12 protein-coding genes and 3 pseudogenes are annotated in these 14,375 nt (G+C 64.1%); 9 read left to right on the top strand and 6 right to left on the bottom strand.

Annotation, left to right across the window (positions count from 1 at the left end):
* The first annotated feature begins 13 nt into the window (after positions 1–13).
* The gene (locus tag ACTGJ9_RS34625; RefSeq protein ID WP_456674696.1) at positions 14–898 is read left to right on the top strand and encodes a 4-(cytidine 5'-diphospho)-2-C-methyl-D-erythritol kinase; all 885 of its coding nucleotides are present in this window, start codon (positions 14–16) and stop codon (positions 896–898) included.
* A gap of 100 nt (positions 899–998) precedes the next feature.
* Here ACTGJ9_RS34625 and ACTGJ9_RS34620 read toward each other — a convergent pair whose 3' ends face one another.
* Positions 999–1,874 carry an alpha/beta fold hydrolase gene (locus tag ACTGJ9_RS34620; RefSeq protein WP_456674695.1) on the bottom strand — a complete coding sequence of 292 codons (876 nt, stop codon included), beginning with the start codon at positions 1,872–1,874 and terminating at the stop codon, positions 999–1,001.
* Positions 1,875–2,296: 422 nt separating this feature from the next.
* On the opposite strand from ACTGJ9_RS34620, the gene ACTGJ9_RS34615 reads away from it, so the two are divergent.
* Positions 2,297–2,572 (top strand): hypothetical protein, encoded by a 276-nt coding sequence (locus ACTGJ9_RS34615; protein WP_456674694.1) that lies wholly within the window; start codon positions 2,297–2,299, stop codon positions 2,570–2,572.
* Positions 2,573–2,635: 63 nt separating this feature from the next.
* Here ACTGJ9_RS34615 and ACTGJ9_RS34610 read toward each other — a convergent pair whose 3' ends face one another.
* Complete coding sequence (locus ACTGJ9_RS34610; protein ID WP_456674693.1) at positions 2,636–3,268, bottom strand: LysE family translocator; 633 nt, start codon at positions 3,266–3,268, stop codon at positions 2,636–2,638.
* A 109-nt stretch (positions 3,269–3,377) separates the two neighbouring features.
* Between ACTGJ9_RS34610 and ACTGJ9_RS34605 the strand changes: the two are divergent.
* Positions 3,378–4,704 (top strand): annotated as a pseudogene (locus tag ACTGJ9_RS34605) (IS1182 family transposase).
* Positions 4,705–4,777: 73 nt separating this feature from the next.
* Here the strand turns inward: ACTGJ9_RS34605 and fabF are convergent.
* The 3 genes from fabF to ACTGJ9_RS34590 form a co-directional block, all read right to left on the bottom strand.
* Complete coding sequence (gene fabF / locus ACTGJ9_RS34600) at positions 4,778–6,040, bottom strand: beta-ketoacyl-ACP synthase II (protein WP_456674692.1); 1,263 nt, start codon at positions 6,038–6,040, stop codon at positions 4,778–4,780.
* Position 6,041: 1 nt separating this feature from the next.
* Complete coding sequence (locus ACTGJ9_RS34595) at positions 6,042–6,557, bottom strand: winged helix-turn-helix transcriptional regulator (protein WP_456674691.1); 516 nt, start codon at positions 6,555–6,557, stop codon at positions 6,042–6,044.
* Positions 6,558–6,814: 257 nt separating this feature from the next.
* A complete protein-coding gene (locus ACTGJ9_RS34590; protein ID WP_456674690.1) occupies positions 6,815–7,822 on the bottom strand; it encodes a polyprenyl synthetase family protein in 1,008 nt (335 codons plus the stop codon).
* A gap of 128 nt (positions 7,823–7,950) precedes the next feature.
* Here ACTGJ9_RS34590 and ACTGJ9_RS34585 point away from each other — a divergent pair, with 128 nt between their 5' ends.
* The 6 genes and pseudogenes from ACTGJ9_RS34585 (at position 7,951) to glyS (ending at position 13,571) form a co-directional block, all read left to right on the top strand.
* Positions 7,951–8,178: a putative signal transducing protein gene (locus tag ACTGJ9_RS34585; protein WP_456674689.1), complete on the top strand. Its 228-nt coding sequence runs from the start codon at positions 7,951–7,953 to the stop codon at positions 8,176–8,178.
* Positions 8,171–9,139: a tRNA1(Val) (adenine(37)-N6)-methyltransferase gene (locus tag ACTGJ9_RS34580; RefSeq protein ID WP_456674688.1), complete on the top strand. Its 969-nt coding sequence runs from the start codon at positions 8,171–8,173 to the stop codon at positions 9,137–9,139. The genes ACTGJ9_RS34585 and ACTGJ9_RS34580 overlap by 8 nt, the downstream gene beginning before the upstream one ends.
* A gap of 14 nt (positions 9,140–9,153) precedes the next feature.
* A pseudogene (locus ACTGJ9_RS34575) lies at positions 9,154–10,061 on the top strand (S49 family peptidase).
* 105 nt (positions 10,062–10,166) lie between these two features.
* Positions 10,167–10,358 carry a hypothetical protein gene (locus ACTGJ9_RS34570; protein WP_456678720.1) on the top strand — a complete coding sequence of 64 codons (192 nt, stop codon included), beginning with the start codon at positions 10,167–10,169 and terminating at the stop codon, positions 10,356–10,358.
* A 194-nt stretch (positions 10,359–10,552) separates the two neighbouring features.
* Positions 10,553–11,472: pseudogene (locus ACTGJ9_RS34565) on the top strand (glycine--tRNA ligase subunit alpha).
* Positions 11,472–13,571, top strand: a complete 2,100-nt coding sequence (gene glyS, locus ACTGJ9_RS34560; RefSeq protein WP_456674687.1) for a glycine--tRNA ligase subunit beta — start codon at positions 11,472–11,474, stop codon at positions 13,569–13,571. Before ACTGJ9_RS34565 ends, glyS begins: the two are co-directional and overlap by 1 nt.
* A gap of 243 nt (positions 13,572–13,814) precedes the next feature.
* Here glyS and ACTGJ9_RS34555 read toward each other — a convergent pair whose 3' ends face one another.
* Positions 13,815–14,168 (bottom strand): DUF1236 domain-containing protein, encoded by a 354-nt coding sequence (locus tag ACTGJ9_RS34555; protein WP_456674686.1) that lies wholly within the window; start codon positions 14,166–14,168, stop codon positions 13,815–13,817.
* Between the last annotated feature and the right edge of the window lie 207 nt (positions 14,169–14,375).

The raw sequence follows: 14,375 nt of genomic DNA, 5'->3' as shown, positions 1-14,375 counted from the left end.
GGGCGTATCGCCGATGCCGGCGTTGGTCGAAGAAGGACGCGCGAAGGTCAATCTGAGCCTTCGCGTGGTCGGCCGTCGTGCTGACGGCTATCATGATCTCGAAAGCGTGGTTGCGTTTGCCGATTGTGCCGACCGGCTCACGCTGGAGCCGGGTGGCGAGCTCAGGCTTGCGACCACGGGGCCGCTTGCCGCGGCGTGCGGCGAGACATCAGACAATCTCGTGTTCAAGGCCGCCAAACTGCTGGCCGAAGCGGTGCCGAATTTGAAGCTCGGCGCATTCGCGCTCGACAAGGTCTTGCCGGTCGCAGCCGGGATCGGCGGCGGTTCGGCCGATGCGGCGGCGGCGCTGCGTTTGCTCGCGCGCCTCAACGATCTGCCGCTCGATGATCCTCGCCTGCAAGAGGTCGCGCTCGCGACCGGCGCCGACGTGCCGGTGTGCCTGTTCTCGCGCGCCTGCGACATGACCGGTGTCGGCGAGCAATTGCTGCCGCTGGCGTTGCCAAGCATGCCCTGCGTGATGGTCAACCCGCGCGTGCCGGTTGCGACCAAGGACGTGTTCCAAGAGTTGGGCCTGCGCAACGGCGAATTGTTGGTCGGCGCAACCTCCGTGCTCGACGCCCCGGCCTGGCCGGAGCAGGGTGGGTCGATTGCCGATTGGGTCGAGGTTCTCGAAACCGTCGCCAATGATCTCGAAGCCCCTGCGCTGCGCATAAAGCCCGTGATCGGCGATGTTCTGGAAGCGCTGCGTGACTCCGCCGGCGTCAAGCTCGCTCGCATGTCCGGCTCCGGCGCGACGTGCTTTGCGATCTATGGCGCGCCGGCCGAGGCACATGCCGCTGCCGGGAATATCCGACGCGACCATCCCGGCTGGTGGGTGCATGCGGGAACGTTGAGCTAAATCTGTCGTCATTGCGAGCGCAGCGAAGCAATCCAGAATCTTTCCGCGGCCGCAGTCTGGATTGTTTCGCTGCGCTCGCAATGACGGGGATATAGCGGTGCTAACCCGCGCGGTCCTCGCCGAGCCCAAGAAATTGCCGGATCTCACTCAGCACCTTCTCCGGCTTGTCGTGTTGTAACCAGTGTCCGGCCCCGGCAATAGTCTCGACGCGCGCCTGCGGGAAGTAGCGCTCCAGTCCCGCCGCCCTGGCGCCGGCAAGAAAGCTTTCGCCGGCATTCAGCAACAGGGTGGGGCAGGCGATGCGCGACCACAGAGCTACGTGATCGTCCGGCCAGAGCCGGTGCGGTGCGGAGGCGCGCTGGTAGGGATCGAACTTCCAGCTATAGGTGCCATCCTCGTTTCGCCGTGCCCCGTGCGTCGCAAGGTGCAGCGCGAGGTCGCGGGAAAGCCGCTTGTTGTGAAGCACCATCTGCGCGGCCGCGTCCTCAAGCGTCGCGTAGCGGCGCGGGGTGCGGTCGTGCAGCCTGTCGAGTTGTCCGACCCATTTCCCGATGCGCTCATGCGTCGGCGGCTTGGGTGAATCGGGGAGCATCGTCACGCCGTCGAGAACGACGAGCTTGGTGACTTGCTCGGGGAATGAGCCTGAAAAGATCAGGCTCACCATGCCGCCCATCGAATGGCCGATGAGGGTCACATGAGGCGCTGCGATGCGACGGACAAGCTGGGCAAGATCGTAGACATACTCCGTCAGCGCGTAGCTGCCGCCCTTGGTCCAGTCGGAATCGCCGTGGCCACGCAAATCGGGCGCAATCACATGAAAATGAGGTTGCAGCGAGCGGGCGATGGCGTCCCAGCTCCGGCAATGATCGCGGCCGCCATGGACCAGGATGAGTGGAGGCGCGTCCTCGTTGCCCCAATCGGCATAATGCAGCCGTAGGCCGTGGGACTCGTAATGGCGATTTTGCGGAGCGAGCATCGGCCGTGATACCTCGAATGCCGGACAAGACGAAGGCACGGCTGGAGTAGCCTGCTGATGGCCATTCGACAAGCAATCGGGCGGTCGTGCTGGCTTCGGCGCCGGGCCAAGTTTGGGCGTCGGCTGGTGCGCCGAGCGGCCGGCTTGCCGGATATTGAGCGGCTTGGCAGCGCGACGGCGACGTGCGGCGCGCGACAACGAATTTGGCAGGAGGTGGTAACGCGACCAGGACATCATCTTCATCGAACCCTCCATCGCAACATCAATGGGTGAGCTCTCGGCGATGTCTCGTTCGAATTGCGCGCGTTACATATCGGCAAGTCATGACAGATCGGACAGCTTGTTCATCGGCGTAAACCTTCGTAAGCCACCGAACGCACTCGTCGTTCATCGCCTCCGACGAATGTTAGGAGGTGAAAATCATGAAACTCGTTTCTGCGTTTATCGGCCTCGCCGCTCTCGGTGGTGTCGCCTTGTCCACCGGAGCGGCATCGGCCCAACCGATCGACGTGCCCGGTGCATCGGGCGTCGTTCCCGCGGGCTATGTCTGCAACGAATGGGGCCATTGCTGGCGTCGCCATTATGGCGGCGGCTCCTATCACCCGCATTATTGGGGTGGTTACGACTGGCACCATCATTGGGGCGACGACTGGCGCTGGCACCGCTGGCATCATTGGCACCACTGGTATCAGTGGTGACATCCGAGAAAGGGGCTTCGGCCCCCTTCTTTTTCAACGAATGCCTGTCGGGAGTGACACGAGCTAGCCCTGCACCGGCCGGCGCGCCAGTGCGAGTGACAGGCCGAGGCCGGCAATGAAGAGGCCGGAGCCTTGGGTAAGGCGACGCATGAGACGGGGCCGTCCGATCAGCTGCGTACGTGTCGCGGACGCCATCAGCACCACGACGACATCGGCGAGCGTGTTCAGTGTCACCGAGATGGCGCCGAGCACGATGAATTGCACCGTGGGGCTCGCTCCCGCGGGATCGAGGAACTGCGGAATGAAGGCGAGGAAGAACGCCGCGGTCTTCGGGTTCAACGCCTCGACCAGCACGCCATCGCGGAACGCGCGCTTGTCCCCGACAGGCTCGCTTTCCAGCGACAGCGCTCGGCCGGCATTGCGAAAAGTCTTGATGCCGAGCCAGACCAGATAGAACGCGCCGATGAATTTCACGACGGCAAAAAGCTCGGCGCTGGCCAGAATGATCGCGGAGATGCCGAGGCTGCCGGCGACCACATGTACCAGCCCGCCGAGCGCCGTGCCCGTGGTCGAGGCAAAGCCGCTGGCGCGCCCTTCCGACAAAGTTCGCGCCGCGACATAGAAGATCCCGGGGCCGGGAATGGCGGCAATGACGAGGGCGGCGGCGAGAAACAGCCAGAAATTCGTTTCAATCATACCATTTTCGTAGCCCAGTGTGCCGCGATTGCAAGCCCTCGCGTCTAGGAGCGTGTCTGAGTAATCGGATTTTCTCGACGAGGAAGGCGCGTCGTGATTCAAACGACGGATGAGCAAGACATTTCGACCTTGGGACGTTGATCAGGTTTGGCTGTTGCCGCCGTCGATCCAGGATTTGGTGCCTTCCGGGCACGTGGCCCACTTTGTTCGCGACACGGTTCGCACTGGCTTGGACCTGTCGCGGATCATGGATGTCTATGACGAGGAGCGCGGCTTTCCGCCCTATCATCCTGGCATGATGGTGGCGCTGCTGCTTTATGCGTACAGCCAGGGGATTTACTCGTCGCGCAGGATCGGGCGGGGCTGCGAGGAGCGGCTGGATTTTGCGGCAGTAACGGGGATGCAGCATCCGGACTTCCGCACGATCAGCGAGTTCCGCAAGCGGCATTTGGCGGCCCTCTCGGGCTTGTTCCGGCAGGTTCTTGCGCTGTGCCGCGAAGCGGGGCTCGTGAAGCTTGGCCATGTGGCGCTCGAGGGCACCAAGATCAAGGCCAATGCCGGGATCAACAAGGCGATGAGCTATGGCCGGATGAAAGAGGCGGAGCCGAGGCTTGCGGCGGAGGTCCAGCACTGGCTGGCTCAGGCCGCCCAGGCCGACAAGGCTGAGGATCGTCAGTTCGGCGCCTCGAAGCGTGGCGACGAGATGCCTGAGTGGATGGCCAATAAAGAGAAGCGGCTCGAGAAAATCCGTACCGCCAAGGCCGCGCTGGAAGCTGAAGCCAAAGCCCGCCTCGAAGGCGGACGATGACGGCTCCGGTGATGGCGGCAAGGGCCGGCCGGGACGCAAGTCCAAGCCCGTCACGGCAGAGCCGAGCGACAAGGCGCAACGCAACTTCACCGATCCCGACAGCCGCGTGATGCCGACCAAAAACGGCTTCATCCAGGGCTACAACGCACAGGCCGCCGTCGATGGCGCCCATCAGATCATCGTGGCGCATGCGCTGACCAACTCGCCGAGCGATCAGGCGCAGCTTGCGCCATTGCTCGATGCCATAAAAGCCAATCTCGGGAAGAACCCGGATGAAGCATCGGCCGATGCGGGCTATTGCTCGCAAGCCAATCTTCGCACGCTCATCCGACGCCGGATCGAGGGCTACGTCGCCACCGGACGGCAAAAGCACGGCACCAAGGCGGCCACGACAAACAGGAAGCTCAAATCCGGCACGCTCGTCGCCAGAATGAGCACAAAGCTCAAGCGCGCAGGCCATCGAAGCCGGTATCGATTGCGAAAACAGATCGTCGAGCCCGTCTTCGGCCAGATCAAGCAGGCTAGAGGCTTCCGCCAGTTCCTCCTGCGCAGCATCGACAAGGTCAAAGCCGAATGGGCCATGATCTGCATCGCTCACAACCTCGCAAAACTCGCAGCCGCACGCTGAGGAGAAACTTGTCTCCCCAAAAACGCTCACAACTCGCTTCGCTTGATCCCAAGTCCATTACCGGGACACGCTCCTAGTCCATGCGGCGGAAGATCGCACTGGCATTCACACCGCCGAAGCCAAAGCCGTTGGAGATGGCGTTGAGCATCGGCATTGGCCGCGCGCGCCCTGCGACAATGTCGATACCATCGGCGTTTGCGTCGGGGGTTTCGAAATTGAGCGTCGGTGGCGCGATCTGGTCGCGCAAGGCGAGCACGGTGAAAATTGCCTCCAGACCGCCGGCGGCGCCGAGCAGATGGCCGGTGGCGGATTTGGTCGCGCTGACCGCGATGGCGTTGTTGCGGCCGAACAGCGCAGCGATCGCGCCGAGTTCGCCTTCGTCGCCGGCCGGCGTCGACGTCGCATGCGCGTTCAAGTGCTGCAGATCGGCGGGCGCAAGGTTCGCCTGCCGTAGCGCGATCTCCATGGCGCGGCGGGCGCCGTCGCCATCGGGCGGCCCCGACGTCATGTGGTAGGCATCAGCGGTGGTGCCATATCCGATCATTTCGGCGATCGGGCTGGCGCCGCGCGCGAGCGCGTGTTCCAGCTCCTCGATCACCAGAATGCCGGCGCCTTCGCCCATGACAAAACCGTCGCGGTTGCGATCGAACGGGCGCGAGGCGCGCGCGGGCTCGCCGTTGAAGGAGCTGGACAGCGCGCGCGCCGCTGCAAAGCCGCCGAGACTGACGATATCGATGCAGGCCTCGGCGCCGCCGCAGATCGCGACGTCGGCTTCGCCGGCCCGGATCATGCGCGCGGCATCGCCGATCGCCTGTACGCCCGCGGCACATGCTGTGACCGGCGTGCCGAGCGCGCCCTTGTAGCCGTATTTGATCGAGACGTGCCCGGCCGCGAGATTGGCAAGGAATGAGGGGATCGTGAATGGTGACAACCGGCGCGGGCCGCGCTGCTCGGTGATGCGCACCGCCTCCGCCATCGCAGGGAAGCCGCCGACGCCGGTGCCGATGATGGTCGCGGTGCGCTCCAGCGACGTTGCATCCCGCGGCGCCCATTTGGCCTGCGCGACTGCCTCTGCAGTGGCGAGCAGCGCAAGCAGGATGAAGCGGTCCATTTTGCGCTGATCTTTTGGCGCGGCCGCCTCCGCCGGATCGAAACCGCCATCGGCATCGTCGGCCTTGTCGGGCACGAGACCTCCAATGCGCGCGGGCAGCGCTTGCGACCATTGGGGCAGCGGGCGCAACCCGCTTTGACCGGCAAGCAGCCGGCGCCAGGACAATTCGACACCACAGCCGAGCGGCGACACCGCGCCCATTCCCGTCACGACGATACGACGCATGTCAGTCTCCAGCCCGCGCGACCGCCGGGTTCATGGCTTTGAGCGAAGTGAGCCGCCGCCGCATCAGTCGGCTCGCGCCGGGGCCTGCGATCACCACCGCATTGGCGAGCGTGATCGGTTGCATGTCGGCGGCATCGACCACGACCGGATCGAGCGGCCGGCGATCGTCCCGGTTCGCCAGCAGGATTGATTCTCCCTTCGGCGCGAGATGCTTGTTGCCCCAGGCGAGCAGTGTGGCGATCACGGGGAAGAAATCCCGCGCCTTGTCCGTCAGCACATATTCGTAACGCGGCGGCCGCTCATGATAGCGGCGGCGGACGAACATGCCGGTCTTGGTGAGATGGGCGAGACGCCGCGACAGGATATTCGGCGCGATGCCGAGATTGCGCTCGAACTCGTCAAACCGCGTCGAACCCTGAAACGCATCCCGCAGGATCAGGATGCTCCACCACTCGCCGACCGTCTCCACGGCGCGGCCGACCGGGCATTCCAGGATCGAAGGGGACTTTGGCTGCATGGCGGGAAGCTAGGCAAGTTACTTGCAAAATGCAGGTCACTACAGCAGGTGCGAGTGGGAGGAGTCGAGGAGATTTGCGAAACTGTAGCTGGTGAGCCGTCGCTGCGATTTGAAGTGCAAGTTGGCGAGCGATTGCCGTGCGCCATACTCCGTCATTGCGAGTGCAGCGAAGCAATCCAGAGTTCTGCCGAGGAGGCAGGCTGGATTGCTTCGCGGCACTCGCAATGACGAAATCGGAAGAGGAGCGACCGTCGCGCTTAATGCGACCGTGCCAGGCAGAACGCCACCACCTGCTCGAGCGCGCTCTTCATCGGCGAGGACGGAAACAGCGCCAGCGCATCGACCGCCATGGCGCCGTAGTGCTGGGCGCGGCTCAGCGTGTCCTCGAGCGCGCGGTGCTTGTTCATCAAGCCGATGGCGTGATCGAGATCGCTGTCGCCGATCTCGCCGCGCTCGAGCGCCTTGATCCAGAACGCGCGCTCGGTGTCGTTGCCGCGGCGGAAGGCCAGCACGACGGGGAGTGTGATCTTGCCCTCGCGAAAGTCGTCGCCGGTGTTCTTGCCGAGTTTTGCACTCTTGCCGCCATAGTCGAGCACGTCATCGACGAGCTGGAAGGCGATGCCGAGATTCATGCCGACCGAACGGCAGGCGGTCTGCTCGGCCTTCGGGCGGTTGGCGATCACGGGACCGACCTCGCAGGCGGCCGCGAACAACTCGGCGGTCTTGCCGCGGATCACGGCGAGATATTCGTCCTCGGTGGTTGCGGTGTTCTTGGCGGCGGCAAGCTGCATCACCTCGCCCTCGGCGATGGTGGCGGCGGCCGCAGAGAGGATGTCGAGCGCGCGGAGCGAGCCGACCTCGACCATCATTCGGAAAGCCTGGCCCAGCAGGAAGTCGCCGACCAGCACACTGGCCTCATTGCCCCAGAGCATGCGCGCGGAGAGCTTGCCGCGACGCATCTCGCTCTCGTCGACGACGTCGTCGTGGAGGAGTGTCGCGGTGTGCATGAACTCGACGGAAGCAGCCAGCTTGATATGGCCGTCGCCGGTGTAGCCGGCAAGATTGGCCATCGCGAGCGTCAGCATCGGCCGCAGGCGCTTGCCGCCGGAGGAGATCAGATGGTTGGCGACCTCCGGGATCATGGTCACCTCCGAGCCGGTCCGCGACAGGATCGTGGCGTTGACGCGCTCCATATCAGAGGCGACAAGGGCAACCAGCTCTTCGATCGACGCGCCGGGAGTTTCGAAAGGTACGATGACGGCCACGCCGGTCTCCAATATTTGCCCCGGAGGGGCTATTCTGATGGAAAGACCATAGAAACTGGACGGGGATGCGGCAAGGCCTGTGGAACCATTGACATTCGCCGCTCACCCCTTTCAGGCAGGAGGCTCGTTTGCGTGAACTGGTTCGGACCAACGATATCGTGCTGGTGTCGGCGATCGGCGCGCTGCTCGACGGCGCCAACATCCATCATCTGGTGCTGGACCAGAACATGAGCATCATCGAGGGCTCGCTCGGCGTCCTGCCGCGGCGGATTCTGGTCCATGAGGACGACGCCATCGAAGCCCGGCAACTCCTGACCGAGGCCGGGCTCAGCCACGAACTGCGCGGCAATGATTGACGTCGTCACAGATCTCACCGAGGACGCCTTTCTCGGCGGGCAGCTGCTGTTGAGGCAGAAGCGATCCGGCCATCGCGCCGGGCACGACGCGATTCTGCTTGCAGCGGCGGCCGAGGCCCGCGCTGGCGACCGTGTGGTCGATCTCGGCGCCGGCGTCGGCACGGCCGGGCTGGCGCTGGCCCGGCGCCTCGCCGGGATCGAACTTTGTCTCGTCGAAATCGATCCGGAACTGGCCGGGCTCGCGCGCGCCAATGCGGTCGCGAATGCGATTGCTGCGGAGGTGATTGTGCTCGACGTCACGGCGGATGCGCAGGCTTTTGCGGCACACGGGCTCATGCCCGACAGCGCCGACTGCGTGTTGATGAACCCGCCCTTCAACGATTCCATGAGGCACCGCGGCTCGCCGGACCAGGCGCGGCACACCGCGCATGTCGCGACCGAGCAGACGCTGCACGCGTGGATACATGCAGCGCGGCGCATCCTTCGATCGCATGGTGTGCTGACCCTGATCTGGCGCGCTGATGGGATCGCGGACGTCTTGGCAGCGTTGTCACGCGGCTTCGGCAGCTTCTCGATCTTGCCGGTTCATGGCGAAGAGACGCGGCCTGCGATCCGCGTATTGGTGCGCGCGGTCAAAGGTGGCCGGGCCCCGACACGATTGCTGCCGGGCCTCATGCTCAATGATGAGTCAGGCGTGCCTAAAAAAGAGGTCAGGAATATTCTGGAGGGAGGGCGGTCTTGCCGCTTGCGAAGCCGTGATGGCTTACTGGGGAAGCGATTCCGACTGCTGTTCTTGCGGGGATGTCACGCGAATTGCCGCGAAAAGCGCGCCGATCAGCATCAACAGCAGATAGATCTTCATGTCGCTTCCTCCGCTGCTGTATTGCAGCTTCCCAACGGGCAAACTGCAAAACACGTTCCAGGCACCTTCAATGACAGTCGCGTGATAAGAAATGGTTAACCAGAGGTAAGGGCATGGCCGAACAATTGAACGATCGCGAAAATTCCGGCCTGGCCGACAAGCTGATGCAATATCTGCCGGCGCGCTTTCGCCCGGGCACGGCGGTGGTGCCGGTGGTGCGGCTGTCCGGCGTCATCGGCGCGGTGACGCCGCTGCGCCCGGGCATGACGCTGGCGGGCCTCGCGCGGGTACTTGAGCGGGCCTTTTCGGTCCGCAACGCCAAGGCGGTGGCGCTGGTGATCAATTCGCCCGGCGGCTCGCCGGTACAGTCGCGTCAGATCTATCTGCGCATCAAGCAGCTTGCGGCGGAGAAGAAGCTGAAGGTTTTAGTGTTCGTCGAGGACGTCGCGGCTTCCGGCGGCTACATGATCGCCTGCGCCGGCGACGAGATCTTTGCGATCCGTCCTCGATCCTCGGCTCGATCGGCGTGGTCGGTGGCAGCTTCGGCTTCCAGGAGGCGATCAAGCGGCTCGGCATCGAGCGGCGGCTCTACACGGCCGGCGCCCACAAGGCGATGCTCGATCCGTTCCTGCCCGAAAACCCGGATGACGTGGCGAAGCTGAAGGCGCTCCAGCGCGAGATCCACCAGATCTTCATCGCGCTGGTGAAGGGGAGCCGCGGCGCGCGGCTCAAGGGCGCCGACGACACCCTGTTCACCGGCGAATACTGGGCCGGCGAGAGTTCGATCGCGCTGGGCCTGGCCGACGGCATCGGCGATCTCCGCTCAACTCTTCGTGCCCGCTATGGCGAGAAGGTTCTCACCCCTGTGATCGCGCAGCCGAGCGGCCTGCTGTCGGGTCTGTTGGGGCGGAAATCGCCCGGCGCGGGCCAGCTTTCAGCCATGGAATCAATGGCCGGGCTGCCGGATGATCTGATCTCCGCGGTTGAGGCCCGTGCGATCTGGGCGAAATTCGGGTTCTAGCCTGAACTCTCCCGCGCCATTTGGTCCGCGCCGAGCCAATGCGGCGCAGCCCGGTCTGCGCAAGAATGCACGCGGGGGCTGAGCATTGTGAACAAGGAACGACCGATGCCGCCGTTCGTCGCTTTCGCTGGCGTCCTGGGCGGGCTTGCCGTGGTCCGCTGGGCCTACAAGACCGCCGTCCGGATCAATCAGGAGCTGGAGGAGATGCGTCTGTCGCGCATCGCCGAGGCCGCCCATATGGGGAATATCCAGACGCTGAAGCGTGATCCCCTGACCGGAGCCTACCGGCCAGGTTAGCCGCTCCACAACCGGCGCCGCGGGGTGTGGGCACGTTGGCGGTGGGCACGCTTCGCTTTGCCCAGCTACGGCAGTCGTTAAGCCCGAATCCGCCCCCTTTGCCTTGATTCCACCCCCGCCGTCGATACGGTCCCGCGCGATTCAAAACCCCGCGAGAGCCTGATCTGACGATGGACGCCTCATTGCCCGCCCATATGCGCCCGGAACGCTCGTTCCAGGGCTTCATCCTCGCGCTCCAGCGGTTCTGGGCCGAGCAGGGCTGCGTGATTCTGCAGCCCTACGACATGGAGATGGGCGCGGGTACCTTCCATCCGGCGACGACTTTGCGCGCGCTCGGGCCAAAGCCCTGGAACGCGGCTTACGTGCAGCCCTCGCGCCGGCCCAAGGACGGCCGCTACGGCGAGAATCCGAACCGGATGCAGCACTACTACCAATTCCAGGTGATCATGAAGCCATCACCGCCGAATCTTCAGGAACTGTACCTGAAGTCGCTCGCCGCGATCGGCATCGATTCCGCTTTGCACGACATCCGCTTCGTCGAGGACGATTGGGAGAGCCCGACGCTGGGCGCCTGGGGCCTCGGCTGGGAGTGCTGGTGCGACGGAATGGAAGTCAGCCAGTTCACTTATTTCCAGCAGGTCGCGGGCTTTGAATGCGCGCCGGTCGCGGGCGAGCTCACCTACGGACTCGAGCGCCTCGCGATGTATGTGCAGGGCGTCGACCGCGTCTACGACCTCAACTTCAACGGCCGCGAGGGCGATGCCAAGGTTACCTATGGCGACGTCTTCCTGCAGGCCGAACGGGAATACTCGACGCACAATTTTGAAGTCGCCGACACCGCGATGCTGTTCGAGCAGTTCAAGATGGCGGAAACGGCCTGCCGGAAATATCTCGACGGAGGCTGGAAGGAACTCTGAGCGGCAAGCGCGAGGCGCATCTGATGGCGCTGCCGGCCTATGACCAATGCATCAAGGCGAGCCATGTCTTCAACCTGCTCGACGCGCGCGGCGTGATCTCCGTGACCGAGCGGCAGAGCTACATTCTTCGCGTGCGCGAGCTGGCCAAGGCCTGCGGCGAGGCCTGGATCCACACCGAAGCGGGCGGAGCGGCCTGATGCCCGATCTTTTGCTTGAACTGTTCTCGGAAGAAATCCCCGCGCGCATGCAGGCCAAGGCGGCCGACGATCTGCGCCGCCTGGTCACCGACAAGCTCGTCGCCGAAGGCCTCGTCTATGAGGGCGCAAAGGCGTTCGCGACGCCGCGCCGTCTCGCGCTCACCGTGCACGGCATCCCCGCGCGGCAGCCTGACCTGAAGACCGAACGCCGTGGGCCGAAAGTCGGCGGGCCCGATGCGGCCGTGCAGGGCTTTTTGAAAGCGACAGGTTTGAAGTCGCTCGATGAGGCCAAGATCCAGCGCGACCCGAAGGGCGATTTCTACATCGCGCTGATCGAGAAGGCCGGGCGCGACGCAATCGACGTGCTCGCGGAAATCCTGCCCGTCATCATCCGCACCTTTCCCTGGCCGAAATCGATGCGCTGGGGCGCGCGCTCCGGAAAACCGGGCTCGCTGAGCTGGGTGCGTCCGCTGCACGCGATCACCGCGACCTTCGGGCTCGAGACGGAAGAGCCTGATGTCGTGAAGTTCTCGGTCGACGGTATCGAGGCCGGGCAGACCACCTACGGCCATCGCTTCATGGCGCCGGCGGCGATATCGGTGCGCCGCTTCGAGGATTATGAAGCCAAGCTGAAGGCTGCAAAAGTCATTCTCGATCCACAGGCGCGCAAGGACATCATCTTCGCCGATGCCAAGGAGCTGACCTTCGCGCAAGGCTTTGAGCTGGTCGAGGATCAGGTGCTGCTGGACGAGGTCTCGGGCCTCGTGGAATGGCCCGTCGTCATGATGGGATCGTTCGAAAAAGAGTATCTCGCGATTCCCGACGAGGTGATCCGCGCCACCATCCGCAACAACCAGAAGTGCTTTGTGGTTAGGGATCCCAAGACCGGGAAGCTGACCAACAAGTTCGTCCTCACCGCCAACATCGAGGCGACCGACGGCGGCAAGACCATCGTCGCCGGCAACGAGCGCGTGATCCGCCCGCGCCTGTCCGATGCGAAGTTCTTCTACGAGACCGATCTCAAGACCAGGCTCGAGGATCGGCTGCCGAAGTTCGAGCAGATCGTGTTCCACGAGAAGTTGGGCACCCAGGCTGCGCGCATGAAGCGCATCGAACGCCTCGCTGCCGAGATTGCGCCGCTGGTTGGCGCCGATGTCGCGAAGGCGACGCGTGCTGCGCATCTGGCGAAGGCCGATTTGCTGACAGAAGTCGTCGGTGAATTTCCTGAGGTGCAGGGCCTGATGGGCAGGTACTACGCGCTGGCACAGGGCGAGGGCGCTTCCGTCGCAGCCGCCTGCGAGGAGCATTACAAGCCGCAAGGGCCCGCCGATCGCGTGCCGACTGATCCGATCAGCGTTGCGGTGGCGCTCGCCGATAAGATCGACACGCTGGTTGGCTTCTGGGCTATCGATGAGAAGCCGACGGGATCGAAGGATCCGTATGCGCTGCGTCGCGCGGCATTGGGCGTGATCAGGCTCGTTGCCGAGAACGCGCTTCGGTTGTCGCTGATGAAGGTAGCTGCGTCCGCACTCGGCGGCTTGTCGGTGAAGCCTGCGGATGCGCAGAAGCTCCCGAGCGATCTGCTTGTCTTCTTCGCCGATCGCCTGAAGGTCCAACTCCGCGAGCAGGGCGCGCGTCACGATCTTGTCGATGCCGTATTCGCGCTCGGCGGCCAGGACGATTTGCTGATGATCGTCCGCCGTGTCGAGGCGCTCGGCAAGTTCCTCGAGACGGATGACGGCAAGAACTTGCTCGCCGGCATCAAGCGCGCCAGCAACATCCTTGGCATCGAGGAAAAGAAGGACAAGCGCACGTTCGAGAGCGCCCCGGATGCTACGCTCTACAGCCTCGACGAGGAGAAGGCGCTGGCCAAGGCGATCGGCGAGGTGAAGGTCGAAGCGGGCGTTGCGGTCGCGAAGGAAGACTTTGCTGCCGCCATGAGCGCAATGGCCAAGCTGCGTCCTCCGGTCGATGCGTTCTTCGAGAAAGTTCGCGTCAACGACGAGAACGCGAAGGTGCGCGAGAACCGCCTGAAGCTGCTCAACGAGATCCGCAGCGCGACGCGTACGGTGGCGGATTTCTCGAAGATCCAGAATTGAGACGCAGCCGCGCGACAAACACCACTGTCATTCCGGGGCGCGCCACTTGGCGCGAGCCCGAATCCATTTCTCTGCATTACGCGCGGCACGATGGATTCCGGGCTCGCGCTTCGCGCGCTCCGGAATGACGAAGCCGTAAAAATGCCCCGCCCGGCGGGGGAAGACCGGGCGGGGCCTGATGTCCGATTCACTGTTCGCGTCAGCCTGATTGATGTGACGCGCCGGACATCGAGTTGAATTGCGCTATTCCATCACCTCCACGATGCGACGCGAGCGCGGCTCGACCAGCACCGTCTCGCCGTTCACGACGGTGTAGCGGTAGGTCGTCGCGCCGAAACGTTGCGGCACGTCATAATAGGTGATGCCGGTTTCGGGTAAGGTGGCACCGACCACCACACGATCCGGAATGCTGAAGGCCGGCACACGTTGTTCTACGACATAGTCGCGGAAAGCCGGCCGCTGTTCGACCGCAATGGTTGGGCCGCTGTCGACGACGACGGGCGCGCGCCCAACCGTGACACTGGATTGCGCAGACGCCGCGATCGGCGAGCCGAGCGCGATGCCAAGCGCTGCGAGGGCGAGAATCCTGTTCCGCATGGGCAACTCCTTCGAAGTGATTTCGGCTGGCGCCAGTGGCGCGACCGGTTGCCAATGCTGCGGCGCGCGTGATGTTCCGGAAAAAGGCCTGCCGCATACGCGGCAATTTCGGGCAGTTTTCGCGAAACGGGGAACTCGCGGCGGCTTCATGCGTCTCTACCCGCGGAACCCGGTCCGGTATGATCCGTCCGCGATTCGCCTCACGCC

It is taken from the genome of Bradyrhizobium sp. RDM12 (assembly GCF_051917485.1).
Lineage (GTDB): Bacteria > Pseudomonadota > Alphaproteobacteria > Rhizobiales > Xanthobacteraceae > Bradyrhizobium.
This window is presented reverse-complemented; position numbering and strand designations above follow the sequence as displayed.

Bases quoted from the DNA above. Each gene is read 5' to 3' on its own strand.
- ACTGJ9_RS34625 (WP_456674696.1), top strand. From the start codon at position 14: ATGCCGGCGTTGGTCGAAGAAGGACGCGCGAAGGTCAATCTGAGCCTT.
- ACTGJ9_RS34620 (WP_456674695.1), bottom strand. From the start codon at position 1,874: ATGCTCGCTCCGCAAAATCGCCATTACGAGTCCCACGGCCTACGGCTG.
- ACTGJ9_RS34615 (WP_456674694.1), top strand. From the start codon at position 2,297: ATGAAACTCGTTTCTGCGTTTATCGGCCTCGCCGCTCTCGGTGGTGTC.
- ACTGJ9_RS34610 (WP_456674693.1), bottom strand. From the start codon at position 3,268: ATGATTGAAACGAATTTCTGGCTGTTTCTCGCCGCCGCCCTCGTCATT.
- fabF (WP_456674692.1), bottom strand. From the start codon at position 6,040: ATGCGTCGTATCGTCGTGACGGGAATGGGCGCGGTGTCGCCGCTCGGC.
- ACTGJ9_RS34595 (WP_456674691.1), bottom strand. From the start codon at position 6,557: ATGCAGCCAAAGTCCCCTTCGATCCTGGAATGCCCGGTCGGCCGCGCC.
- ACTGJ9_RS34580 (WP_456674688.1), top strand. From the start codon at position 8,171: ATGATTGACGTCGTCACAGATCTCACCGAGGACGCCTTTCTCGGCGGG.
- ACTGJ9_RS34570 (WP_456678720.1), top strand. From the start codon at position 10,167: ATGCCGCCGTTCGTCGCTTTCGCTGGCGTCCTGGGCGGGCTTGCCGTG.
- glyS (WP_456674687.1), top strand. From the start codon at position 11,472: ATGCCCGATCTTTTGCTTGAACTGTTCTCGGAAGAAATCCCCGCGCGC.
- ACTGJ9_RS34555 (WP_456674686.1), bottom strand. From the start codon at position 14,168: ATGCGGAACAGGATTCTCGCCCTCGCAGCGCTTGGCATCGCGCTCGGC.